Origin of the sequence: Aestuariivivens insulae, assembly GCF_022662195.1 — a bacterium.
GTDB lineage: Bacteria > Bacteroidota > Bacteroidia > Flavobacteriales > Flavobacteriaceae > Aestuariivivens > Aestuariivivens insulae.
Genome location: NZ_JAKMCS010000013.1, coordinates 78,240 through 101,422 on the forward strand (window position 1 = coordinate 78,240; position 23,183 = coordinate 101,422).

Genomic DNA, 23,183 nt, shown 5'->3' on the forward strand with positions numbered 1-23,183 from the left:
TTAAAATGACCTTTGTAAAAAAAATTAAAAATGGGAGAATTCAAGAATCAACAAAAATCAATTTTTGGAACGTGGTGGGAACCTATTAGAAAATGGTTTTACCCAGCGTGGTTAGTTTACGAAACCTCAATTCGTTTCTATGACTATGCTCTATCGGTGTACAGTTACTTTATTGAGCAACAAGATAATATTGGAGAAGTTATCACTCAAGTTTTAGCAATCACTTGCGGTTTAACAACTTTCTTAATCTGCATATTCTATGTAACTCTTCCCGTCAGTATTATCTTATACAAGTTTTTCAAAGATGATAAACCAATAGTCAATCCATTTATACATAAAATCAAAAAATACTTTTAAAAACAATGAAAACCATATACATCAAAATAACAGGAATTGTAAACCTTTTTGGTCCTATACTTCACACTATAGGCGGACAAATAGAATTGGTTAACCCTTTATTAGATAGTAATATCAGTATTCAACAAAAGAGAGAGTTAACGGGAGCGTGGCACATCGTCACTATCCTTTTATTTTTGACTTCTTACATCATATTAAGAATTGGATTTAAAAAAGATAGTACTCAAGAAAAAGAACTACTTAAGCCAATAGCTATTCTTTACATTTTATCGGGAATCCCATTTATAATTACCAGTTATATTTATGGGGTCTATGCACTTCAGTGGATATTGATAATGCCTATTGGTTTTCTGCCTTTAATGGGTTTACAAAAAGCGTCTTCTAATAAACAAAATCTTTAAAAATTTCTTATGAATCAATATTTATGGATTGCTGGAGTTCTATGCTTTTTATTAGGATTAGTCCACTCAATCCTTGGCGAAATTTTAATTTTTAGAAATAAAAAGAAGCATAATAAAATTGTTCCTACAATCGTAACATCCAAATTGAAAGAAAGGCAACTTAGGATTATTTGGGCTACTTGGTATTTAACGCCATTCTTTGGTGGGAGTATCGGTGTTATGCTTATCAAAATTGGAACAAAGCAGGCCGAAATGAGTGCTTATTTGATGCAATCTATAATTACTGCCATAACTATTACAATGCTCAGCGCTTCCTTTCTTGTTTTCATCGCAACAAAAGGTAAACATCTTGGATGGGTGATTTTATTAGTAATTGGAATCTTAAACCTGTTAGCACTTTAAAATAAGACATAAATGAACAAACGAATAGCTTTAATAATAGGTCATCCAGATAAAGAAAGTTACAACTATGCATTAGCGAGAGCCTATAAAAAAGGTGTAGAGGCGTCAGGTTGTGAAATCCGAGAAATTATTATTCAAGATTTAGATTTTAATCCAAATCTTCAATTTGGTTATAGAAAAAGAACAGAACTTGAACCTGATTTGTTAAATAGTCAAGACATATTAAAATGGGCAGACCATTTAGTTTGGGTCTATCCTGTTTGGTGGGGTTCAGTACCAGCAATAATGAAAGGTTTCTTAGATAGAGTGCTTCTTCCGGGATTTGCTTTTAGCAAAAGAAAAGATTCTATATGGTGGGACAAACATTTTTCAGGTAAAACCGCTAGAATCATCTGTACATTAGACCAACCCAGTTGGTACTACAAGTTGTTTTATTCAAGCCCTAGTCACAAAGCAATGAAAAAATTAACAATGAACTTCATTGGAGTAAAAAAGGTAAGAATTACAACCATTGGCCCTATTAGACTGTCTAAACAAAAATTTAGAACAAAGTGGTTAAAAAAAATAGAAAGATTAGGTCGCTTAAGCAATTAAATATGAAAAACAGCGTATAGTAATAACGTTTGCCAACAATGTTAATCATTGCACAAGGCTCTAAAGCTTCTTTTTAAGGGGCTTTTATTTTTAGATACATTTCTAAAGGTCTTATCTGAAGTAACATTAAGGCAGTTAAACGAGAAACTAAATGATGCTTTGCTTGAGCACCACTTTTCACGGTTTTTGCTATGAATTTAAGGTGCTTTTTGAGGTCGTAGCCCATAGGGAAAAACCTTTAACAAGCTTTACCCCTTCAAAGTAGAAGGTGCAAAAATTAAAAACAAAATAAAACAACCAATAAAAAATAGTATTCCTAATCTTTTTAATAGATTAAGAACTTTCTTTTCATCAGTCGAAAGGCTATACATCTTATTTATATCAAAGTTACTATTGGCCCAATAGTTAAATAATTCTTCATGTTTAGATCTCAAAATCAATAATTTAGCTAATAAGGCTATTAATAATATTATAAGTAAGATCTTAATCACGTAATTAAAATTCTTGTGTTAGCACTCATTTATACCGAGCGCTAGCAAAAGTTAGCAAGATTTTATACCAAACTTAGCCTAAAACAAAGTTATCTGTCCCTCGTCGTCAATCTCGAGATCTTCTTTTGATGCTTCTCCATTGTTCTGGTTGTCTGGGTGCTTTTGGGTTTCACCATTTTCATCTTTAACAACCTCCTCATCAACAACTTCTAAATCATCGGCATGTACCTCTTCTGGAGCCTCATAAGGCAAAGGATCCAAAAGGTTGATTTGGTTAACCTTATCTTTAGTAAGCTGGTTTCCAAGGGCAGAAATCCCTTTTACGGCAATAAACTCTTCTAGGTTTACCTCCATATTATCCTTTCTGTCCTTACCCCGTTCTTTGGCAAATACCACCTCTGCCATTGGTCTCCAGTCTGTAGATACAATTTCCAATTGGGAGTTAGGATGCTCTGAAATAAAATTTTCTTCCCTACCTTCGTTTTCAATTAAGAACCGTTTAACGTAATACATTTCTTTTTCTCCGTTGTAGTAAACCACAGATATGGGTTTTTTGGGAACCCATTTTTCCAACACAATCATATCGTCGTCAAAATGCATAGTAACTTCCGGGGTAACCGTTTTAGCGATACCAGATTGGTTAATGACCAATAATTTATCTTCTCCCCTAAACTCACCTATTAGTTCGCCCCTGCCATCAACATTAATACGCTGTATGGCATCATCGAACCAGATTTTACGAGGTTTTAGTGTCGACACCCCTTTTTCCTTAAGTTCAATACGTTTAACAGCATACTTGGTGACTAAATTCCCTTTGGAAGAACGGCCCTTAATGAGAATGTCGGCAAAATCGATATCCCATTTAAGCTTTTTAATGCTGCCCGCTTGTCGTAACTGTACGGCAACCACTTCGGCCTCTCCATTAGGGTTGGCTGAAAAATACAATACGGCAGAACCTTTATTTTCGTTAGTTAAATCGTATTCCCGATCTCTTGTTACCCCAGTAACTGCAAAACGTTTGATATATGAAGGGCCTCGGGAGCCATCCCGATAAACCATGTTGTAAATGGTGCGTTTATCTTTCTTTTTAAAGACAGCCACATGGATAATATCCTTACCAACAAAGGTTTTGGTATCCACTTTGGTGACCATCATTTTACCTTGCTTAGTAAATACTATAATGTCGTCTATATCGCTACAATCGCACACATATTCATCACGACGTAAGGAAGTACCAATAAAGCCTTCTTCCCTATTCACATAAAGTTTGGTGTTTCTAATAACGACCTTAGTGGCATCGACATCGTCAAAAGTGCGTATTTCGGTCTTTCGCTCACGTCCTTTACCATATTCGGCTTTCAATCGTGTGAAATAGGCTATAGCATAATCGATGAGGTGGGCTAAGTCATGCTTAACTTCAGCTATTTGTTCTTCTAAGGCATCTATTTTTTGTTGGGCTTTATCGATATCGAATTTTGAAATACGTTTGATTCGAATCTCGGTCAGCCGTACAATATCCTCTTCGGTAATTGCGCGTTTTAAATGTTTTATATGGGGCTGAAGCCCTTTATCTATAGCGCTAATTACGCCTTCCCATGTTTCTTGTTCCTCAATATCGCGATAAATCCTGTTTTCTATGAAAATACGTTCCAATGAAGCAAAGTGCCACTGTTCTTCAAGTTCGCCCAGTTTAATTTCCAGTTCTTGCTTTAACAACTGAACCGTATTATCGGTAGAGCGCCTTAACATTTCGGAAACCCCAACAAACAAAGGTTTATTGTCTTCAATAACGCAACCTAATGGAGAAATAGACGATTCGCAATTGGTAAAGGCATACAGGGCATCGATGGTCTTATCTGGTGAAAGTCCCGATGGCAAATACACTAATATCTCTACCTCGGCAGCGGTATTGTCTTCAATACGTTTGATTTTGATTTTCCCTTTATCATTCGCTTTTAGTATGGAATCGATTAATGACGATGTTGTTGTTCCAAAGGGAATTTCAGAAATAACCAAGATATTTTTATCGAGTTGGGAAATTTTTGCACGTACACGTACTTTTCCGCCTCTTAAACCATCGTTATAATTAGAAAAATCGGCAATGCCTGCAGTAGGGAAATCGGGTTCTAACTTAAAGCGTTTGCCTTGCAAATGCTTTATGGATGCCTCTATAAGCTCAATAAAATTGTGCGGTAATATTTTTGTTGAAAGCCCTACAGCAATCCCTTCACCGCCTTGTGCCAACAACAACGGGAATTTTACAGGTAAATTTACAGGCTCTTTTCTACGACCGTCATAACTGGCTTGCCACTCTGTAATTTTAGGACTGTAAACAACATCCATGGCAAATTTTGAAAGCCGTGCTTCGATATAACGTGAAGCAGCTGCACTATCGCCCGTTAAAATGTTTCCCCAGTTTCCTTGTGTATCAATTAGCAAATCTTTTTGCCCAATTTGCACCATAGCATCAGCAATACTGGCATCGCCATGTGGATGGTACTGCATGGTATGCCCCACAATATTGGCTACCTTGTTGTAACGCCCATCGTCCAAATCCTTCATAGAATGCATAATGCGTCGCTGTACAGGTTTAAAACCATCTTCTATGGCTGGTACGGCACGCTCCAATATAACATACGAAGCATAATCGAGAAACCAGTCTTTGTACATCCCGGTAACTCGGGTAATGGTTTCTTTGGGTTCGTCTTGCTCGTTAATTAAATCGTCGTTCTCTTCTTCTATCATCAACTTTTACTTTTGGTTAGCCTTAATCATTTTTCTTAAGGACTGCCTTATATATTTTAATTTTCGTCTGTCTACTAAAGTGACATTAAAACTAACTCGTTTGCTACCTCCTTTTCTGCTTCGAATATAAAGTATTAGACTTTTATATACGAGATAATTATAGAGTTTATAGGAGATTAAATCTTTTTTTTCAAACTCTACCTTAGATTCCCTATAGTTCAAATAATCGGATAACAAAAGTCCTTTGTTTATAACAATGACTTTCATACCGTCACTATCATACTCAAAATACCTTGAAATCCAATGTACCAATAGAAACAACCCAATAAAACCAAATAACAACACGAAGAACGTGTGCTTAGGACTGCCTATTAGCTTTTGAAACACACTAAATACGGTAGACATGATTATAGCAGCAACAATAAGTATAAAATATACAGAAATGATAATGTTTCTAATGTTACCGTTATTGGTGCGCATCTATTTTCCTTCTTCGATAAGGTCTAACTCTACTTTTAAATTATCAATAATAAACTCTTGTCTGGTGGGTGTGTTTTTGCCCATATAGAACGCCAATAGATCTTCTATAGACATATTATCGTCCAACATCACAGGGTCTAACCTAATGTCTTCCCCTATAAAATGTTTGAACTCATCTGGAGAAATCTCTCCGAGTCCTTTAAATCGCGTTATTTCTGGTTTGGGCTTTAGTTTTTCAATGGCACTTACCCGTTCTTCTTCAGAATAGCAATAAATGGTTTCTTTTTTATTTCTTACCCTAAACAAAGGTGTTTGCAAAATATACAAATGCCCTTCTTTAATCAGTTCAGGAAAAAACTGAAGAAAAAAGGTAATGAGCAACAACCTAATATGCATTCCATCTACATCGGCATCGGTAGCTATTACAACATTATTGTACCTTAAATCCTCAAGGGATTCCTCAATATTAAGGGCTGCCTGTAACAGGTTAAACTCCTCATTTTCGTAAACAATCTTTTTGGTTAAACCATAGCAGTTCAATGGTTTTCCTTTTAAACTGAACACCGCTTGCGTATTGACATCCCGCGATTTGGTGATACTTCCAGAAGCCGAATCCCCCTCGGTAATAAATAAGGTAGTTTCTAAATTACGCTCGTTTTTTGTGTCTCCAAAATGAACACGACAATCACGTAGCTTCTTATTATGAAGGCTCGCCTTTTTAGCTCGGTCACGGGCCAGTTTACGTATACCCGACAATTCCTTACGTTCACGTTCGGCCTGCAAAATTTTACGTTGTATCTTTTCTGCCGTTTCTTGGTTTTTATGTAAATAATTATCGAGATGTGTCTTTACAAAGTCATTAATATAGGTTCTTACGGTAGGCAGATCGCCTCCCATATCGGTTGATCCCAATTTTGTTTTGGTCTGACTCTCAAAAACGGGTTCCATTACTTTAATGGCTACTGCACTTACAATGGATTTTCTAACATCTGAAGCATCAAAATTCTTACCATAAAACTCCCTTATGGTCTTAACCAATGCTTCCCTAAAGGCATTTAAATGTGTTCCCCCTTGTGTGGTATTTTGTCCGTTTACAAAAGAATGATATTCTTCGCTGTATTGGGTCTTGCTATGGGTTATTGCCACCTCTATGTCATTACCCCTCAAATGGATGATTGGGTAAAGCAAATCGGATTCGTTACTGTTATCGGCCAATAAATCCTTTAATCCGTTTTCGCTAAAATACTTTTCCCCGTTGAATACAATCGTTAATCCCGGATTAAGATACACATAGTTTTTTAGCATTTTAACTATATATTCACTTCGGTATTTATAGTTTTTAAAAATGCTTTCGTCGGGCACAAAAGACACTTTAGTTCCTTTACGTCTTGTAGTGTCGTCTAGCAAATCTTGGTTGATAAGATTGCCTTGCTCAAATTCTGCTGAAGCCGATTTGCCATCTCGGGTAGATTCTACCCTAAAATAATTGGATAGTGCATTCACCGCCTTGGTACCTACACCATTCAATCCCACCGATTTCTTAAATGCCTTGGTGTCGTATTTACCTCCGGTATTCATTTTAGATACTACATCTACCACTTTTCCTAGTGGAATACCACGGCCATAATCGCGCACAATAACCTTATTCCCTTGAATGGAAATCTCTATGGTCTTACCCGCCCCCATAACAAACTCGTCTATGGAGTTATCCAGTACCTCTTTTAACAAGATATATATACCATCGTCTGGCGACGATCCATCTCCAAGTTTCCCAATATACATACCGGGTCGCATACGGATATGTTCCTTCCAATCAAGTGAACGTATATTATCTTCAGTGTAGTTAGATTGTACTGCCATAAATACTTGTGAAATTAAATGATAGAACGCTAATATAACATTTCAACTCAAAAAATGAAACAGCGACCAAACAAAGTAATTAACAATAAAAATACAATATTGTTGAGAACCTGAGGCTTAGTATGTTGGTTTTTTAGCCAACCAAATCTGTTAATTATCATTTTTCCGACAAAATATTTTTGATTCCTAATGAAAACAGGAAAGTTCTGTATTTTTTGTACTTTAATACGCAACAATCTTCATATGTAAAATGCATTTAGTCTATTTAACGTATTTTAAAAATATCAGAATGCTTGGGAAAATAATTATCTCAATTATGTTTTATGGCTTCACCTTTTGTAACGTTATTGCGCAAAATTCTGAAATTGAATCATCTGAAGACAAAGTGCAACGCTTAGATTACACTGAACTAAGGCCATGGCATAGCGCTATAACCAATAGAGATTATTTGCTATATATTGCCTATCCTCCATCTTACGGTAAAAATCCAGAACAAAGTTATCCTGTAGTGTTTTTAACCGACGCCTATTGGAGCTTTAACCTAATGGCCACTATTAGTCCTACTTTATGGCAAGACCAATTAGTTCCTGAATACATTTTGGTTGGTATAGGCTATGCTGATAAAAGCCTTGACTACAATAAAGAGCGCTTTTTCGAACTAACACCTAACAAAGAACGGAGCGAATGGGCCAATAAGCAAGATTTTAAAATGGGTGGTGCATCTTTATTTTTAAAGGCCATCAAAGAAGAGCTGTTCCCTTATACTGAAAAAAACTTGCGTGCAGATGCAACTAACCGGGTCTTGGTAGGCGCTTCTCTTGGTGGTTTGTTTGGTCTATATACTTTATATCAAGCTCCCAACCTCTTCAACGGTTATGTTATGGCCTCTCCCTGGGTACTTTGGGACGGGAATTGGCCCGTAAAGCACGTTAAAGCGTTAAATGCAAAACACCAATCTAAAATAAGATGGTATATGGGTGTTACCGAATTCGATAAGCTTAGGCTTCAAGACGGTATTAAAGCTTTACATGAGATGGTATTAAACCAACCAAACCCTTCTTTAGAGTATAAATTTAATCTTGTAGAAGGTATGGGGCATTCCAGTGGTTGTATAGAAATATTTAGCAAAGGGCTATGTTTTGTTTTCAATATGGCCAAATAAACTCGTCAAGAAATATAATCACTAACAACCGAGCTATGCAAATACCAAGATTGTCGCACCACACTTAAAAATGTAATTCGCAATGCTAGGTTATTTCATATACTTTCCTTTCTTACTCCCCTCGTACATTACATACTTTACCAAACGGGCCTCGAGTTTGGCATTAAATAGCTGAATTTTTCTTGAAGGCCGTAAACCTACATGCTTTAACGCATCCAGGTTACTGGTAATAAACCAAGCATCGGTACCCGGGTAATTTTGCTTTAAGGTATCGCCTATGTCTTTGTAAAAGGCTTCCATGTCAATGTTCAACCGTTCGCCATAAGGCGGGTTAAACACCATATGCAATTTTTGATCGCCCCCTTTTTGGGTCTTAAAGAAATCTTCGTGCTGCACATGGATAAAATCTTCCAACTGGGCATGCTTAACATTTTCCTTGGCCTTAGCGACCGCACTGGGCGCTTTATCGTAGCCTGTAATTTTATAATGGAAATCGCGCGTTTTCTTTAATAGCGATTCTTCTATTCTTTCAAATAAATCGACATCCCAATCCTGCCAACGTTCGAAAGCAAACTCCTTTCGCATAAGGTTTGGGGGAATGTTGCAAGCTATCATAGCCGCCTCGATAAGCATGGTACCACTACCACACATAGGGTCCATAAAATCGCATTGCCCATCCCAACCGGAAAGCATGATCAATCCTGCTGCCAACACTTCGTTTATTGGCGCAATATTGGTGGCCGATTTATACCCTCGTTTATGCAACGAATCTCCCGACGAATCCAACGACACCGTACATTGGTTCCTGTCGATGTGTATGTTTATCTTAACATCGGGGAATTTTAAGTCTACATTAGGCCTGTGCCCCGTGGTATTTCGAAATTTATCTACGATGCCATCTTTGGTCTTTTGGGCAATAAACAGGGAGTGATTAAACAAATGGGAATGTACTGTGGCATCTATGGCCAAGCTTCCTGTTGGATTTAAATAACGCTCCCAGGACATGTTGTAGATGTTATTATACAAGTCTTTTTCGTTGTTAACGACAAAGGTTTTTATGGGTTTTAAAATTTTAATGGCCGTACGCAACCCTAAATTAGCCTTATACATAAAGCCTTTATCCCCATAAAACGAAACCATACGTACTCCCTTTTGGATCTTTTGGGCACCTAGCTGCAATAGTTCGTTAGCCAACAATTCCTCAAAACCAAATAAGGTTTTGGCCACCATCTTAAAATTTTCTTCCATGTCTTTATTCAAATAGGTTGCAAAAATAATGTAATTTTACGGCAAACATGACGTTTACTAAAATTATAGGTTAAGGATTGAAGCGGCATCCTTTTATTTTGGGGTCTGAGGCTATCGAAGTCAACAAAATAAAAGATATAGCGGAAAGCCTGACCCGCCCAGATGATTATCTGGGCGAGGGAACCACCAAAAAAACTATGACCAACAATACAACAACCTGGTACGCCTCTTGGTTTGACACGCCATTTTATCACATATTATATAAGGATAGGGATGCGAATGAAGCGCATGCCTTTATGGATACCCTTACTAACTATTTAAATATTCCCTTAGGTGGTTCTATTTTGGACTTAGCCTGTGGCAGAGGCAGGCATGCCCGTTATTTAAATAAAATAGGGTTTGATGTTACCGGTGCCGACCTAAGTGAAAGCAGTATTAATTTTGCCAAAAAATACGAAAACCATAGGTTGCACTTTGAGGTTCATGACATGAGCAAACCTTTTGGAAAAACATTTGATGCCGTATTTAACCTATTTACCAGCTTTGGCTATTTTGAAAACGATGCCAATAACCTTAATACCATTAAGGCAATTAAAGCAGATTTGAACACTTATGGTTTTGGGGTTATTGATTTTATGAACAGCACTTATGTTATTGACAATTTAGTTCCCGAAGAGGTTAAAACGGTCGATGACATTGAATTTCATTTAAAGCGGTATGCTAAGGATGGTTATATTTTTAAGGATATTGAATTTGAAGCCCATGGTGAACTTTTTAAATTTACCGAACGGGTAAAGGCTTTTAGTTTAGCCGATTTTGAAATGCTTTTTGAACAGGCAGACGTCCATTTATTAGAAATTTTTGGCGATTATAAATTGCATAAGTTTGATGCAAAAACGTCCGAACGCTTAATTATGATCTTTAAATAGTAGCTACGACTATGAACGATTACTTATTACCTATTTATGCTGTTGGCATTGGCGTAATTTTAGCTGGGGTTACCCAAAATAAAGCCTCTTGGAACATAAAACTGCTCTTATCCTTTAGTGGTTCTTTTTTGTTGGCGCTTACCCTATTTGAATTATTACCGGAAGTATACCATCATTTAGAGGCCAAACGTACCGGGCTTTATATTATGAGCGGGATCTTACTGCAAATTATCCTGGAGCTATTTTCAAAAGGTGCCGAACATGGCCATGTACACATTCATAAGAACGAAACGCATTTTCCCTGGTTATTGTTTATAAGCCTTTGCATTCATAGTTTTTTAGAGGGCTTCCCTATACACGAACATAACGACATGGTCTATGGGGTTTTAATCCATAAAATACCTATAGCCACATTGATTACCCTTTTTTTATTTCATTCTAAATTCAACAAATTACAGATTGCGGTATTCCTTTTGGTGTTTGCTGTTATGACGCCTTTAGGTACCTTAATATCCAATACAGCTACAGCCATAACAGACTACATTCATATTATAAACGCTGTGGTTATTGGTATCTTTTTTCATATAGCTACAACTATTTTGTTTGAAAGCAGTGACGGACATAAGTTTAACCTCTCAAAATTTATTGCTATCATTCTAGGGGTAGCAATAGCTTATATGGTGTAATGTTTAGTAAGGAAGAATCTAGACGGTTACGACAGGAGTTTTGGATAAGTTTTGGGAAGTCCTTTCCCAGAAAATGGATCTTATACAACACCAAACTAAAAGGCTTAAGTTTTAAGTTTCATTTTGATACAAAAAAGGCACTTGTAGCCCTTGACCTTGAAGACGATTTGGAACACCGTATAAAATATTGGGAAAAACTTACTGCACTACAGTCTATTCTTTTAGACGAATACCTCCCCAATGCGATTTATGATGAAACTTATATTTTGGACAACTACAAAGAGATCTCCAGAATTTATGTGCCATTAGAGCAAAAGGTATCCATACACAATAAAAACTCTTGGCAGGACGTGATGGTCTTTTTTAACGAAACCATGAGTTTATTTGAAGCCTTTTTTATGGAGTATAAAGAGGTTATTGAAGGGTAACATCATCTCCACTTTAAAATTAGACCTGCTTTTTACTTTTAATTATAAATCGAAATACCTAGATTTACTTTCCTAAACACGAGCTATTGGATTCTAAAACTATTTCAAACGGTATTTTAAGGGCTATTGCCATTATTGTGGGCACCATTGTGCTACTTTATTTTTTGTACAAGATACAATCGGTTATCGGTTATATAGCCATAGCGGCTGTTATTTCCCTAATCGGGAGGCCTATAGTCTTATTTTTGGAACGTCGCTTAAAATTTAAGAACACACTGGCGGTTATTATTTCAATGGTTTTATTGCTGGGCTTTTTTGTAGGGCTAATGGGTATGTTTATTCCATTGGTGGTCAAGCAAGGGCACAACTTATCGCTTTTAAACATAAATGAACTGGAGCGTAATATTGAGCATTTATATTCTGAAATCATTAATTATTTTAACTTACGCCAAATAGATGTAGAGCAATCGCTTAAGGAATCCAATCTACTTTCAGCGATAGATTATTCGGTAATCCCCAACTTTTTAAATTCGGTAGTAAGTGGTTTGGGTAGCTTTAGTATTGGCTTGTTTTCGGTACTGTTTATCTCCTTTTTCTTTTTAAAGGACAGCAGGTTATTTGAAAATGCCATATTGACCTTGATTCCCGATAATAAAGAATCCCGATGGAAAAGTTCTTCAAACAAAATAAAAGATCTGCTTTCCAGATATTTTGTGGGGCTTATTTTTCAAATATTAATTCTCTTTATCATATACACCATAGGCCTGTTGATTATTGGCGTCGATAATGCTATAGTGATCGCTTTTTTATGTGCCTTGCTTAATTTAATTCCTTATGTAGGACCGCTTATTGGAGCTTTTTTAATGGTTACCCTAACCATGACCAGCAGCCTAGGAGCCAGTTTCAGTGAGGTGATTGTCCCTAAAACCTTATGGGTTCTTCTCGTTATTGGCATTGGCCAATTGGTAGATAACTTTTTTAGTCAGCCCATTATTTTTTCAAAAAGTGTGAAGTCGCATCCTTTGGAAATCTTTTTGGTCATCCTTATTGCCGGTATCCTATTTGGGGTTTTGGGATTGATTATAGCCGTTCCCGCCTATACCGCCATAAAAGTGGTTTTAAAAGCCTTCCTATCGGAAAACAAGATTGTAAAAAAGCTGACCAAAAACTTATAGTTTTAGTTTGAATAAATCTATTTTAAATACTGAAATTCAAGGATTTATAAATGATAATTTAAATTCTGATATTACTGAATTGCTTTTGAAGGGTATTCCTTTTAAAACAATAGACGCCAAAGTGATTATAGAACAAATTGAAGCCAAAAAGCGAAGTGAAAAAAAGCTTCCCACATGGTTTTATGGCGATGGCATTTATTATCCCAACAAACTTAATATTGAGCAAACCTCTTCTGAAGTTACTGCAAAATACAAGTCTACCCTTATTGAAGGCGATTCAATAATAGACCTTACCGGTGGTTTTGGTGTGGACAGCTTCTTTTTTGCCAAACGTTTTAACAAGGTCTTACATTGCGAATTAGATAAAGATCTTTCTAATATTGTAAACCATAATTACGAACAATTAGGCGTAAAGAACATTGAAACTATTGCATTTAACGGTATTGATTATTTAGAAACCTCCACAAAACATTTTGACTGGATTTATGTAGATCCTTCACGTAGGCACGATTCCAAAGGAAAAGTCTTCTTTTTAAACGATTGTTTGCCCAATATCCCGAAACACTTGGATTTACTCTTCGAACATACCAAAAACATCATGATCAAAACGTCGCCCCTGCTTGATTTAACGATTGGTATTAATGAATTGAAGTATGTCAAGACCATTCATGTTGTGGCGGTAAACAATGAGGTTAAAGAATTACTTTGGAGTTTGGAACATGGTTTTGATAAAGCCATTACTGTTGAAACCATCAACCTTAAAAAACAAGGTCAAGACCAGTACGGTTTTTTGCTTGAAAACGAAAACCCCGATGGCACAAAATACAGTATACCCCTTACCTATTTATACGAACCCAATAGTGCTATTTTGAAAGCAGGTGGTTTTTATAGTATTTCAAAGCAATTAAACGTTTTAAAACTACATCAACATTCACACTTATACACCAGTGATACTCGTATTGATTTCCCGGGAAGGGTCTTTAAAATTGAAACTGTTTTACCTTATAATAAAAAAGCATTTAAAAAAACAGGTATAACCAAAGCCAATGTTACCACCAGAAACTTTCCTGAGCCCGTGTCCCTAATCAGAAAAAAATTAAATATAAAAGACGGTGGCGATGACTACCTGTTTTTTACTACCAACTTGGAAGGCCAAAAAATAATGATAAGGGCTAGCAAAGTTTAAGATAAGGATTTATCTAAATTTTAGGCATAAAAAAAGCGTTCCAAAAGAACGCTTTTAAATATCAATGAGTGAAACTTAAAACTGTAAGTCCGACACCAAATCGAATTCATCATAAATCGCCTTATCCTTTAAATTGTCAAAGAAACTAGTGGAACCATACTTTACATTGTATTTAGACCTATCGATCTTTAAAGACGCTGTAGCTTTATTACCGTATACAGACAAATTAAAGTTGATGGGCTTAGTAATCCCTTTAATGGTTAAATCGCCAGTAACATCATAAGCGTTTTTTCCGCTAGGCTTTACACTTGTAAATACTAATGATGATGTAGGATGGTTTTCAACACCAAAAAAATCATCCGATTTTAAGTGCCCTTCCAATTTTCCTTGGTACTCGCCTTGGATATCGGTAACAGCAATGGAAGTCATATCTATTACAAATTCACCGCCAACCAATTTATCTTCTTCAAAAATCAACTCGCCAGATTTAATGACAATAGTACCTTCGTGAGATCCTGTAACCTTATAGCCTTTCCATACCACTTGGCTATCTTCTACTTTAACCGCCTTCTTTTCTATTCTTAAACTTGTAAACGAAAATGCCGTAAAAGCAACTAATACTAATGTTATTTTAATTAAATTTTTCATTTTTATCCTTTTTGTTTTATTAATTTCTATGCTACAAATATCTATAGGATTAGTGTAAATAAAAATGAACTATATTATAAAATTGTGTTAAACTAGTTTAACTTTTCGTTAAAGCGTGCGCCAATGATAGTGATTGTTAGCTTAGCCTAAAGCTAACTGGCTCTTAATTTTACTTAAAAATTCTTTGGTAATCCCCAAGTAAGACGCCACCATATATTGTGGAATGCGCTGTTCTATTTCGGGATATTGTTCTTTAAAGTACAGATATTGCTCTTTGGCCGTTAAGCTAAAATTTCTAACAATTCGTTTTTGGGAGGCTACAAAAGCCCTTTCGATAATAAGTCTAAAAAAACGTTCCAGTTTTGGGATTTCAGCATAAATGGTTTCTATGGTTTCGTACGGAAACATGACCAATTCGGTATCTTCCAAACATTGAATATTGAAATCGGCTGGGGTTTGTGAAATAAAACTCCCCATGTCTGACGCCCACCAATCTTCAATAGAAAACATAATAATATGTTCCTGTCCTTCATCATCCATATAAAATGTTTTGGTACAGCCAGAAAGCACGAAACACTCATATTTGCAGATATCGCCCTGCTGAACAATATATTGCCCCTTTAAATACCGTCTAAAGATAATATACGATAACAATGCAGATTCTTCCTCTTTTGTTAGCGGTACATGCTTATTTATATAATCTAATAAAGGTTGGGCTTTTTCGGGGTTCATGGGCTTTTATTAATTGTAAAAAATCAATTACTAAAGTAATAAATAATAGTTTGTATTCACACTATTATCACTTAAAACCCATGGCGTAATTCAATTAAACTTCTATAATATTCATTACTTTTATAACTTGATTTTATTTGACTAAATTACCTTAACAAGAACTTAATGAGTAATTCTATAGCCGATCGCGTTAGTGATTTTTTAAAGGAATACCCTCCTTTTAACATGCTCCAAAAAGAACAGCTTCTAGAAATAGCACTTCAGGTAAATATTATTTACATGGAAAAGGGCGATGTCCTTTATAGAAAAGACGATCATTACACCAATTATTTCTATATGGTTCGCAATGGTTCTGTATGCCTTTACCACCATAATGTAGACGGGTCATCACGAATGGTAAATATCAATGACGGCGGTGATGTTTTTGGCGTTCGTCCATTAATTAATAAGGAAAACTATAAACTTACCGCCATAGCAAACGAAGAGTCCATAGTCTATGCTATTCCTATAAACACTTTTGAAGCGGCCACCAATAACAATCTTAACGTTTATAAATATTTGGTTACCGCACTGGCATCGAATGCCTACGACCCGTATACCGCTGAAGAAAATTTACGAATTTTTGTGGATTACCTTCCAGACAGCTCACAGGATGTTGTAAATTTCCAAACCGCCAATTACACTAAAAAACCAATTTATTGCAATGCAGACACAACGCTAAAAGATGCTGCTATTAAAATGAGTAAATTTAAAATAGGCTGCATTATTGTTGTGGACAAAAACATGCACCCCATAGGCATCATAACCAATAGTGATATAAAAAATAAAATTGCTACCGGACAATATCCTATTAGCACTAAAGTTGAAAATATCATGTCGGCTCCTGTTATTACTGGAAAAAAGAATTTAACCCTAGCCAATGGCCAACTAAAAATGATAAAACATGGTGTTAACCATTTGGGGATAACAGAAGACGGAAGCCCTAATTCCAAGCTTGTTGGTGTGCTATCCCATCATGATGTTATCACCACACTTGGAAACAACCCTACCGCCATACTGAAAGAAATAAAGCGTGCAGAACGCACCAAAAAAATAAGAGCCGCCAGGGTTAAGGCCAATACTTTAATACAGAGTTACTTCAATCAAAATATACCCATAACACATATTATTAATGTCATTTCACAAATTAACGATGCAGTAACCATTCGTGCCATTGAGATTGCATTAAAAAAGATGCCTACGCCCCCACCTGTAAAGTTTTCGTGGCTTGCGTTAGGGAGTCAAGGTAGAAAGGAACAACTGTTGTTTACAGACCAGGATAATGCACTTGTGTTTGAAGATGTGCCCCAAAAACAATATGCTGAAACACAGGACTATTTTTTACAATTGTCCAAATTAGTTACCAAAACATTAAATAAAGTAGGGTTTGAATATTGTGAGGCCGATATGATGGCCAGCAATCCAGAATGGTGCAAATCCCTATCTGAGTGGAAAACCCAATTCAAGGACTGGATCCTTAATCCCAATGAAAAAGCAGTACTATTATCGTCCATATTTTTTGATTACAGTCTTGTTTATGGTGATTATACTTTAGAAAAGGAATTAACCAACACCATATACGATTCCCTAGAAAAGACTTCTTTATTCTTTAAATACCTATGCAGTGATGCCATAAAAACGCCACCGCCTTTAGGTTTCTTTAAACAGTTTGTTGTAGAGCAAAACGGGGAACATAAAGAATTGTTCAATATTAAGAAAAGGGCTCTTATGCCGTTAATTGATGCTGCACGATTATTGGTGTTGAGTAAACATGTGAGAGGTATAAACAGTACCTATCAACGTTTTGAAAAAATGGCAGAACTTGAGCCCGAAAACAAAGAACTATTCGAATCTTGTGCCTATGCGTTTAAGGCGCTTTTGAAATTCAAGACCAAGCAAGGGTTTTTAAATAGTGATTCTAACAAATTTATTGATCTGGAAAAGTTGACCAAAGAAGAAAAACTAAAACTTAAACGTTGCTTTAAGCCCTTACAGGGTATTCAAGAATCCCTCAAGTTGCGGTTCGACATTAAAGCCTTTATTTAAATGAAATTTAATTGGTTTAAGAAAAAATACAAGGATAGCCATCCACAGTTTTGGAAGGATTATATCGATAGCTTTGATTCTAATCCAAAAGGCACTATACACGACACTCGTTTTATCGCCTTAGATACCGAAACCACGGGATTCAACAAAATAAAAGACCGCATTTTATCGATTGGTGCGGTGTCCATTGTAAACAAAACTATTGAAGTTAAAAATAGTTTAGAGCTATACTTACACCAGGAAATATTCAACCCCGATTCGGTTAAAATTCATGGCATATTAAAAACGAAAACGGGCAAAAAATTTTCTGAAATTGAAGCTATCGAGCATTTCCTAAGCTATATCCAAAACACTATTTTAATTGCCCACCATGCCGCTTTCGATTATGGCATGATCAATCAAATGTTGTTGCGTAATGGTTTGGGGGTATTAAAAAACGAATACATCGACACAGGGGTATTGTTTGCTAAGTCGAAACACATTATTTATCGTAACAATCTAAAAACACACTACACCTTAGATGATTTGTGTACAGAGTTGAACGTCCCCATTATTGATAGGCATACAGCTACGGGAGATGCCTTATTGACAGCCATGGTCTATTTAAAAATAGTCTCTCGATTGGACAAGCGCAAAAACCTAAATTGGGAATATTTACTGGAGCGTTAACATCTATTATTCAGCATCTAAATAGTCAGCTGTGCCATCATTATCAGTATCTGTAAATATCACAGAATTCCCTGTATAAGTACCGTTACTTTCTTTAACAATTTTAATCAATACCTCATTAGGTGCTAAGGACAATGATTCAACTTCCTCTCTTGTAGCATACCCCATTCCGTCATTATCATAGGTTTTGGTTTCAATCTCATCAATCGTTAAAATACCATCACCATCGTCGTCATTATCAAAATAATCTGGTATAGAATCGCCATCTGTATCATCATCAGTATCATCAGTTAAATCTTTAGCATTAACTGTAAACTCACCATCCCCATTTAAATCTTCAAGATAAGATGGTATACCATCACTGTCATGGTCCTTTTCAAAAGCCTGTAATAATTCAAACTTAAAAATAAGCGGCGAATAGGCTGGAATACCTCCTTGAGAAGATCCAAAATATGCTAAGCCTGAAGGTAAAAACATGACTCCTAACCCTGTGTTTTTGTAATCAACTGTACCATCACCTACTTCAGCAAAGGATTCAGCAACATTAAATGTAGGGACTACTTTTCTCCAACCAGGTATAAGGTTAACCAAATCAAAATCAACTGGAGTGCTGGCACCATCAAAAACACTACCATCAAATAAAAAGCCTTCATACAATAACCTAGCTGTATCAGCAAATGTAGGAGACTCTATTCCACCGCCTTGGTTTAACCTTAAAATGTAAAATTGATAATCGGTATCGGCATAAACCACATCCTTGGTTTCTACAACGTCCATTAAAATGGTATGTCCGTCGGGTAAGGTTTCACCATCTTCTAATTTGGTGATCACTATATCTGTAATACTTGGATCTTCCAACCCAGCCAATACTTCAGAATTATAATAATGGTTGTTTAAATATTTAACCAGAGAATCGTTATCCGCTTTCTGTTGTTCGATACGATCCCTTAGTTCTACAGGTGTTGGCTCATCTGCCTTGTCATCTTTTTTACAAGATACAATACTTAATAAAATGCATAAAACAACTAAACCAAACTTTTCTATTTTCATGTGTTATTTTTTCAGTAGTAAAAAAGAAACGATTCTAAATAAAACAATATTTATTTTATTTACGACTGTTTCATAATTATTATTTTTGAGGCGCAAGATACAATTTAAATATAATTTTGCACAAGAACATTAACGTAGTTTTTAGATTAAACAGTATGCGTATTGATAAGTATTTATGGTGTGTTAGGTATTTTAAAACGAGATCGTTGGCTACTACGGCCTGTAAAAAAGGACAAGTAAAGGTAAACCAAGAGGTTGCTAAACCTAGTAGGGATGTTTATGCGCAAGACCAGATAGAAGTCCGTAAAAACCAAATAAACTATACATTTACCATTAACGATGTACCCGAAAGTAGGGTTGGTGCGAAACTCGTAGATATTTATAGAACAGATACAACCCCTAAGGAAGCCTTTGAAGCGCAAGAGTTATTGCAATACGCCAAAAATTATTATCGTAAAAAAGGTGTGGGCCGTCCTACAAAAAAAGATAGAAGGGATATTGATGATTTTACTGAAGAAAATGAGTAATTTTATACTTTAATTTAACGGCACTTGTATGACAATTAAAAATAACGTGATTTTAGCCCACGAGGATATCAATAATAAAATTAGAAGAATAGCTTATCAAATTTACGAAAGTAATATTGATGAAAGTGAAATTATAATTGCCGGTATAGCTAACAACGGTATTTTATTGGCTAAAAAATTAAGGGATACGCTTAAAAACATTTCTGAAATAAACCCGATACTCTGTGAGGTCTATATCGATAAAAAAAATCCGAGGGCCGAAATTAAAACCTCGATCCCTACTTCAGAATATATTAATAAGTCCCTTGTTTTGGTTGATGATGTATTAAACTCAGGTTCTACGCTAATCTATGGCGTGAAGCATTTTTTGGATGTGCCCTTAAAGCAGTTTAAGACTGCAGTTTTAGTTAATAGAAATCATAAGCAATACCCAGTAAAAGCCGATTTTAAAGGTATTTCTTTGTCCACATCATTGCACGAACATGTTGAAGTGGTCCTTGAAGGTAATAACTATGAGGTTGTTTTAGAATAAACCTGAAATTAGCTCTTCAACAATATCAGTTTCTTTCTTATTATCTGTTGTAAGCACAGTATGCGCCTTAGCGTAAAACGGTGAACGTTCGAATAGGTGCTTGCCAATAAACTCCATAAGCAAATCATCGGTCTCTATATGGGCTATTAATGGGCGCTTGCTTTTCTCTGTTTTTAACCTTTTGGCCAGCGCCTTAATAGATGCTTTTAAATAGATGCTTTTTACATCTTCTGCATCTAAAATCATATCCATATTATTTCCAAAACAGGGTGTCCCTCCTCCTAAGGATAGTACAATATTGTTTTTGGACTCCAATAACGCTTTTAAATAATGGGTTTCTTGCTTTCTAAAATATATTTCCCCTTTGGTTTTAAAGATATCTGATACCGTTTTGTTTTCAGAAGCTTCTATATAATCGTCCAAATCGATAAAATTATAGTTTAATTTTTCTGCCAACATTTTTCCTAAAGTGGACTTTCCCGAAGCCATATAGCCAATTAAAACAATTATCATTTTACCCTTATAAATTGATTATTAAAAACATAGAATAAAGCGATGCAAAAAAACAAAAATTTATTTAAAAAAAGCATTGTTTTATTAATTAAACATTATATATTTGCACCCGCATTACAGAAGGTAACGCACTTACAGACCGGGTAGCTCAGTTGGTAGAGCATCTCCCTTTTAAGGAGAGGGTCCTGGGTTCGAGCCCCAGCCCGGTCACTGATAAGGATATCAATAAAAATCAAAACCTTGCTAATTATATGATTAGCAAGGTTTTGTGGTTTTTAGACCATCATTTTTTTTGATATGATTTGGTTTTAAAAGGGATCATGCCCAAATGTTGTGTTTAAGCATAAATTTGAGTTAATCTAAAGAGGAAGAACTCTACACTTTTAACCCCTCTATACTGAGCCCTAAAGGCTTTGATCTTGGCATTAAATGATTCGGCCGATGCGTTGGTACTTCTATTGATAAAATAGTTCAAGATAGACCTATAGTTTAGAGTTATTGTATTTGCAATGGTATTAAAAGCCTTAAAACCAGTTTGTTCGACGTCTTTATGCCAATGGGCCAGTTTTGTGTAAGCCGTTTGTATGGAGGTGGCGGTATTAAATATATTTCTAATGCTCTGTACCAGGCTATATGCCTTTTTAATATCCGGGTATTGCCCAAATAGGATTTTAGCCCTTTGATATTGGTTTTGTGTCCAGTTATTGGGTGCTTTGTAGAGCAGATACCTGCTTCTTGCCAGGAGTTGCCTTGGGGTATCCCCATTGTTAAATGTTTCAGGGCTGAATTGGGCTTGTTTGAGCTTGGCCTGTTTGATTTGCTCATTCTCTAGGTCTATGGCCTCCCATCGATGTTTTATCCTGATGTCCTGCAAGGCTTCCAGGGCGAGCTTTTGTACATGGAACCGGTCTGTGACCTGTATGGCCTTAGGGAAACATTTCTTGGCGATCATCTTCATGGAATTGGCCATGTCCAGAGTGATTTCTTTGACTTTATCCCTTTTGGATTTAGGGATTTTAAGGAGTTGTTCTATGATAGGTTCCACTTTGGTCCCGGCCATAACAGCAACTATAGCCCCTTTCTTGCCTCTGGCTTTTTTGTTGGTAATGATGGTATAGAGCTCCCCTTTGGACAGGGCTGTTTCATCAATGGACAGGTACCTTCCCATATTCTCGGGGAAGACCAGCCACTGTTTGGCATGTTTCTTGGCTTTCCAATCTTTGAACTCGCTTAGATAATCCCGGTACTGGCGTCCAAGTTTCTTGCCATTGACCCCGTAGAAACTGCCAATGGTATGACAGTCGTTAGCCTTAGTACTGACTAAGTGCTTTTAAAAAAGCAGCGAACTCGATGGTCATACGAGTTCCCTGTGCTACTAGATTCCAATCTCTATGTACGGCTTCTTTACTGGTTTTGTCCAGCCACCTACGTCGCTTAATATGTAGAAGCACCTTTTTGCCCCTAAGAGGAAAGTCCTGTATGGTAGTCTCTTTATGGAAACCATGGGCTATTAAAGTACGATGTTTTTCCTCTTTAGGCTTGTCTTTTTTCTCCTCAAAATATATATGTACAGTGTCCTTTTCTATACTATGACTGGTGATATCAAAATGAGTGATTAATAATTCTGGCAGTAACAACTTGAGTAGGTCTATAGATAAATGCAAGGTATTGTCTTTTTCTGCAAAAATATCATTCCTTATCAAATCCACACACAACTTTTGAGATTGATCCTACATTCCCAAGGCATCAGTAAACGGCAGATAAGCACACAGCTAGGCATATCGCGCAATACCGTGAGCAAATACATTAGCTTTTTTAAAGCCTTTAAATTAACGGCCTATGAAGTGTCCGCTTTAAGCATAGAAGAGCTCCACAAACTCTTTTTAAACAAGACAAAGCCCAAGAACGAAAAGCTACTGACCCTAGAACAGTACTTTCCTTATTTTGATAAAGAGATGAAGAAAACGGGCGTCACACAACACCTATTATGGGAAGAATATAAAGAGCGCCATCCCGATGGTTTTCAGTTCTCACAGTTTAGGTATTGGTATCTGGAATGGCGCAGGGAAATCTCTCCCGTGATGCACTTTAGCCACAAAGCAGGCGATAAGCTCTTTATAGATTTTACGGGCAAGAAGCTAACCATTGTAGATAGGTATACGGGTGAGATTAAAGAGCTGGAAGTCTTTGTCTGTGTGTTGGGTGCCAGTCAATATACCTATGTAGAAGCCTGTGGGAGCCAGAAAAAAGAAGACTTTATTCGTTGTATAGAAAATGCCCTAT

Annotated in this window: 24 protein-coding genes, 1 tRNA gene and 1 pseudogene; 16 read left to right on the forward strand and 10 right to left on the reverse strand. The window is 36.2% G+C overall.

The features are described from left to right. Positions 1 to 30 precede the first annotated feature (30 nt). Genes MR062_RS14340 through MR062_RS14355 form a run of 4 tightly spaced genes read left to right on the forward strand, consistent with a single transcriptional unit; the run spans position 31 to position 1,754 of the window. Complete coding sequence (locus tag MR062_RS14340) at positions 31 to 357, forward strand: hypothetical protein (RefSeq protein WP_242205481.1); 327 nt, start codon at positions 31 to 33, stop codon at positions 355 to 357. A 5-nt stretch (positions 358 to 362) separates the two neighbouring features. Next, the gene (locus tag MR062_RS14345; RefSeq protein WP_242205483.1) at positions 363 to 758 is read left to right on the forward strand and encodes a hypothetical protein; all 396 of its coding nucleotides are present in this window, start codon (positions 363 to 365) and stop codon (positions 756 to 758) included. Positions 759 to 767: 9 nt separating this feature from the next. Continuing rightward, the gene (locus MR062_RS14350; RefSeq protein ID WP_242205484.1) at positions 768 to 1,160 is read left to right on the forward strand and encodes a hypothetical protein; all 393 of its coding nucleotides are present in this window, start codon (positions 768 to 770) and stop codon (positions 1,158 to 1,160) included. 12 nt (positions 1,161 to 1,172) lie between these two features. Beyond that, complete coding sequence (locus MR062_RS14355; protein WP_242205487.1) at positions 1,173 to 1,754, forward strand: NAD(P)H-dependent oxidoreductase; 582 nt, start codon at positions 1,173 to 1,175, stop codon at positions 1,752 to 1,754. 569 nt (positions 1,755 to 2,323) lie between these two features. Here MR062_RS14355 and MR062_RS14360 read toward each other — a convergent pair. Genes MR062_RS14360 through MR062_RS14370 form a run of 3 tightly spaced genes read right to left on the reverse strand, consistent with a single transcriptional unit; the run spans position 2,324 to position 7,330 of the window. Beyond that, a complete protein-coding gene (locus MR062_RS14360; RefSeq protein ID WP_242205489.1) occupies positions 2,324 to 4,990 on the reverse strand; it encodes a DNA gyrase/topoisomerase IV subunit A in 2,667 nt (888 codons plus the stop codon). 6 nt (positions 4,991 to 4,996) lie between these two features. Beyond that, on the reverse strand, positions 4,997 to 5,470 hold the full coding sequence (locus tag MR062_RS14365) for a hypothetical protein (protein WP_242205491.1): 474 nt from the start codon (positions 5,468 to 5,470) through the stop codon (positions 4,997 to 4,999). Beyond that, a complete protein-coding gene (locus tag MR062_RS14370) occupies positions 5,471 to 7,330 on the reverse strand; it encodes a DNA topoisomerase IV subunit B (RefSeq protein ID WP_242205493.1) in 1,860 nt (619 codons plus the stop codon). A gap of 289 nt (positions 7,331 to 7,619) precedes the next feature. Between MR062_RS14370 and MR062_RS14375 the strand changes: the two genes are divergently transcribed. Continuing rightward, positions 7,620 to 8,492, forward strand: coding sequence for an alpha/beta hydrolase (locus MR062_RS14375; RefSeq protein WP_242205495.1), 873 nt, complete (start codon positions 7,620 to 7,622; stop codon positions 8,490 to 8,492). Between the two features lie 90 nt (positions 8,493 to 8,582). Here MR062_RS14375 and MR062_RS14380 read toward each other — a convergent pair whose 3' ends face one another. Beyond that, positions 8,583 to 9,740: a THUMP domain-containing class I SAM-dependent RNA methyltransferase gene (locus MR062_RS14380; RefSeq protein WP_242205497.1), complete on the reverse strand. Its 1,158-nt coding sequence runs from the start codon at positions 9,738 to 9,740 to the stop codon at positions 8,583 to 8,585. Positions 9,741 to 9,937: 197 nt separating this feature from the next. Between MR062_RS14380 and MR062_RS14385 the strand changes: the two genes are divergently transcribed. The 5 genes from MR062_RS14385 to MR062_RS14405 all read left to right on the forward strand — a co-directional run bounded on the left by MR062_RS14385 (position 9,938) and on the right by MR062_RS14405 (position 14,144). After that, positions 9,938 to 10,669: a class I SAM-dependent methyltransferase gene (locus MR062_RS14385; protein WP_242205529.1), complete on the forward strand. Its 732-nt coding sequence runs from the start codon at positions 9,938 to 9,940 to the stop codon at positions 10,667 to 10,669. A gap of 11 nt (positions 10,670 to 10,680) precedes the next feature. Then, positions 10,681 to 11,355: a ZIP family metal transporter gene (locus tag MR062_RS14390; protein ID WP_242205499.1), complete on the forward strand. Its 675-nt coding sequence runs from the start codon at positions 10,681 to 10,683 to the stop codon at positions 11,353 to 11,355. After that, positions 11,355 to 11,783, forward strand: a complete 429-nt coding sequence (locus tag MR062_RS14395; protein WP_242205503.1) for a DUF4268 domain-containing protein — start codon at positions 11,355 to 11,357, stop codon at positions 11,781 to 11,783. Before MR062_RS14390 ends, MR062_RS14395 begins: the two co-directional genes overlap by 1 nt. 86 nt (positions 11,784 to 11,869) lie before the next feature. Further along, positions 11,870 to 12,958 (forward strand): AI-2E family transporter, encoded by a 1,089-nt coding sequence (locus MR062_RS14400; RefSeq protein ID WP_242205505.1) that lies wholly within the window; start codon positions 11,870 to 11,872, stop codon positions 12,956 to 12,958. 7 nt (positions 12,959 to 12,965) lie between these two features. After that, positions 12,966 to 14,144 carry a class I SAM-dependent methyltransferase gene (locus tag MR062_RS14405; RefSeq protein WP_242205507.1) on the forward strand — a complete coding sequence of 393 codons (1,179 nt, stop codon included), beginning with the start codon at positions 12,966 to 12,968 and terminating at the stop codon, positions 14,142 to 14,144. Positions 14,145 to 14,219: 75 nt separating this feature from the next. On the opposite strand, the gene MR062_RS14410 is transcribed toward MR062_RS14405, so the two are convergent. Further along, entirely contained in the window at positions 14,220 to 14,792 is a 573-nt protein-coding gene (locus MR062_RS14410; protein WP_242205509.1) for a YceI family protein, read from the reverse strand. A gap of 141 nt (positions 14,793 to 14,933) precedes the next feature. Beyond that, complete coding sequence (locus MR062_RS14415) at positions 14,934 to 15,524, reverse strand: Crp/Fnr family transcriptional regulator (protein ID WP_242205511.1); 591 nt, start codon at positions 15,522 to 15,524, stop codon at positions 14,934 to 14,936. 165 nt (positions 15,525 to 15,689) lie between these two features. Between MR062_RS14415 and MR062_RS14420 the strand changes: the two genes are divergently transcribed. Continuing rightward, complete coding sequence (locus MR062_RS14420; RefSeq protein WP_242205513.1) at positions 15,690 to 17,609, forward strand: DUF294 nucleotidyltransferase-like domain-containing protein; 1,920 nt, start codon at positions 15,690 to 15,692, stop codon at positions 17,607 to 17,609. Next, a complete protein-coding gene (locus MR062_RS14425; protein ID WP_242205515.1) occupies positions 17,610 to 18,278 on the forward strand; it encodes a 3'-5' exonuclease in 669 nt (222 codons plus the stop codon). Between the two features lie 6 nt (positions 18,279 to 18,284). Here MR062_RS14425 and MR062_RS14430 read toward each other — a convergent pair whose 3' ends face one another. Then, complete coding sequence (locus tag MR062_RS14430) at positions 18,285 to 19,328, reverse strand: FKBP-type peptidyl-prolyl cis-trans isomerase (protein WP_242205517.1); 1,044 nt, start codon at positions 19,326 to 19,328, stop codon at positions 18,285 to 18,287. A 155-nt stretch (positions 19,329 to 19,483) separates the two neighbouring features. On the opposite strand from MR062_RS14430, the gene MR062_RS14435 reads away from it, so the two are divergent. Next, on the forward strand, positions 19,484 to 19,855 hold the full coding sequence (locus MR062_RS14435; RefSeq protein ID WP_242205531.1) for an RNA-binding S4 domain-containing protein: 372 nt from the start codon (positions 19,484 to 19,486) through the stop codon (positions 19,853 to 19,855). 28 nt (positions 19,856 to 19,883) lie between these two features. Further along, a complete protein-coding gene (locus MR062_RS14440; protein WP_242205518.1) occupies positions 19,884 to 20,387 on the forward strand; it encodes a phosphoribosyltransferase family protein in 504 nt (167 codons plus the stop codon). On the opposite strand, the gene MR062_RS14445 is transcribed toward MR062_RS14440, so the two are convergent. Beyond that, positions 20,379 to 20,900: a shikimate kinase gene (locus tag MR062_RS14445; protein ID WP_242205521.1), complete on the reverse strand. Its 522-nt coding sequence runs from the start codon at positions 20,898 to 20,900 to the stop codon at positions 20,379 to 20,381. The genes MR062_RS14440 and MR062_RS14445 overlap by 9 nt on opposite strands. 137 nt (positions 20,901 to 21,037) lie before the next feature. Between MR062_RS14445 and MR062_RS14450 the strand changes: the two genes are divergently transcribed. Beyond that, a tRNA-Lys gene (locus tag MR062_RS14450) sits at positions 21,038 to 21,110 on the forward strand. Positions 21,111 to 21,237: 127 nt separating this feature from the next. On the opposite strand, the gene MR062_RS14455 is transcribed toward MR062_RS14450, so the two are convergent. Together MR062_RS14455 and MR062_RS14460 are read right to left on the reverse strand one after the other, a co-directional pair. Next, positions 21,238 to 22,191: an ISAon1 family transposase gene (locus MR062_RS14455; RefSeq protein ID WP_242205532.1), complete on the reverse strand. Its 954-nt coding sequence runs from the start codon at positions 22,189 to 22,191 to the stop codon at positions 21,238 to 21,240. A 19-nt stretch (positions 22,192 to 22,210) separates the two neighbouring features. Then, on the reverse strand, positions 22,211 to 22,564 hold the full coding sequence (locus tag MR062_RS14460) for an ISAon1 family transposase N-terminal region protein (RefSeq protein WP_242205533.1): 354 nt from the start codon (positions 22,562 to 22,564) through the stop codon (positions 22,211 to 22,213). A gap of 54 nt (positions 22,565 to 22,618) precedes the next feature. On the opposite strand from MR062_RS14460, the pseudogene MR062_RS14465 reads away from it, so the two are divergent. After that, positions 22,619 to 23,183, forward strand: a pseudogene (locus tag MR062_RS14465) (helix-turn-helix domain-containing protein); the annotation flags it as partial.

Bases quoted from the DNA above. Each gene is read 5' to 3' on its own strand.
- MR062_RS14360 (WP_242205489.1), bottom strand. From the start codon at position 4,990: ATGATAGAAGAAGAGAACGACGATTTAATTAACGAGCAAGACGAACCC.
- MR062_RS14380 (WP_242205497.1), bottom strand. From the start codon at position 9,740: ATGGAAGAAAATTTTAAGATGGTGGCCAAAACCTTATTTGGTTTTGAG.
- MR062_RS14445 (WP_242205521.1), bottom strand. From the start codon at position 20,900: ATGATAATTGTTTTAATTGGCTATATGGCTTCGGGAAAGTCCACTTTA.
- MR062_RS14410 (WP_242205509.1), bottom strand. From the start codon at position 14,792: ATGAAAAATTTAATTAAAATAACATTAGTATTAGTTGCTTTTACGGCA.
- MR062_RS14345 (WP_242205483.1), top strand. From the start codon at position 363: ATGAAAACCATATACATCAAAATAACAGGAATTGTAAACCTTTTTGGT.
- MR062_RS14340 (WP_242205481.1), top strand. From the start codon at position 31: ATGGGAGAATTCAAGAATCAACAAAAATCAATTTTTGGAACGTGGTGG.
- MR062_RS14390 (WP_242205499.1), top strand. From the start codon at position 10,681: ATGAACGATTACTTATTACCTATTTATGCTGTTGGCATTGGCGTAATT.
- MR062_RS14415 (WP_242205511.1), bottom strand. From the start codon at position 15,524: ATGAACCCCGAAAAAGCCCAACCTTTATTAGATTATATAAATAAGCAT.
- MR062_RS14355 (WP_242205487.1), top strand. From the start codon at position 1,173: ATGAACAAACGAATAGCTTTAATAATAGGTCATCCAGATAAAGAAAGT.
- MR062_RS14395 (WP_242205503.1), top strand. From the start codon at position 11,355: ATGTTTAGTAAGGAAGAATCTAGACGGTTACGACAGGAGTTTTGGATA.
- MR062_RS14365 (WP_242205491.1), bottom strand. From the start codon at position 5,470: ATGCGCACCAATAACGGTAACATTAGAAACATTATCATTTCTGTATAT.
- MR062_RS14385 (WP_242205529.1), top strand. From the start codon at position 9,938: ATGACCAACAATACAACAACCTGGTACGCCTCTTGGTTTGACACGCCA.
- MR062_RS14440 (WP_242205518.1), top strand. From the start codon at position 19,884: ATGACAATTAAAAATAACGTGATTTTAGCCCACGAGGATATCAATAAT.
- MR062_RS14425 (WP_242205515.1), top strand. From the start codon at position 17,610: ATGAAATTTAATTGGTTTAAGAAAAAATACAAGGATAGCCATCCACAG.
- MR062_RS14430 (WP_242205517.1), bottom strand. From the start codon at position 19,328: ATGAAAATAGAAAAGTTTGGTTTAGTTGTTTTATGCATTTTATTAAGT.
- MR062_RS14370 (WP_242205493.1), bottom strand. From the start codon at position 7,330: ATGGCAGTACAATCTAACTACACTGAAGATAATATACGTTCACTTGAT.
- MR062_RS14375 (WP_242205495.1), top strand. From the start codon at position 7,620: ATGCTTGGGAAAATAATTATCTCAATTATGTTTTATGGCTTCACCTTT.
- MR062_RS14420 (WP_242205513.1), top strand. From the start codon at position 15,690: ATGAGTAATTCTATAGCCGATCGCGTTAGTGATTTTTTAAAGGAATAC.
- MR062_RS14350 (WP_242205484.1), top strand. From the start codon at position 768: ATGAATCAATATTTATGGATTGCTGGAGTTCTATGCTTTTTATTAGGA.
- MR062_RS14435 (WP_242205531.1), top strand. From the start codon at position 19,484: ATGCGTATTGATAAGTATTTATGGTGTGTTAGGTATTTTAAAACGAGA.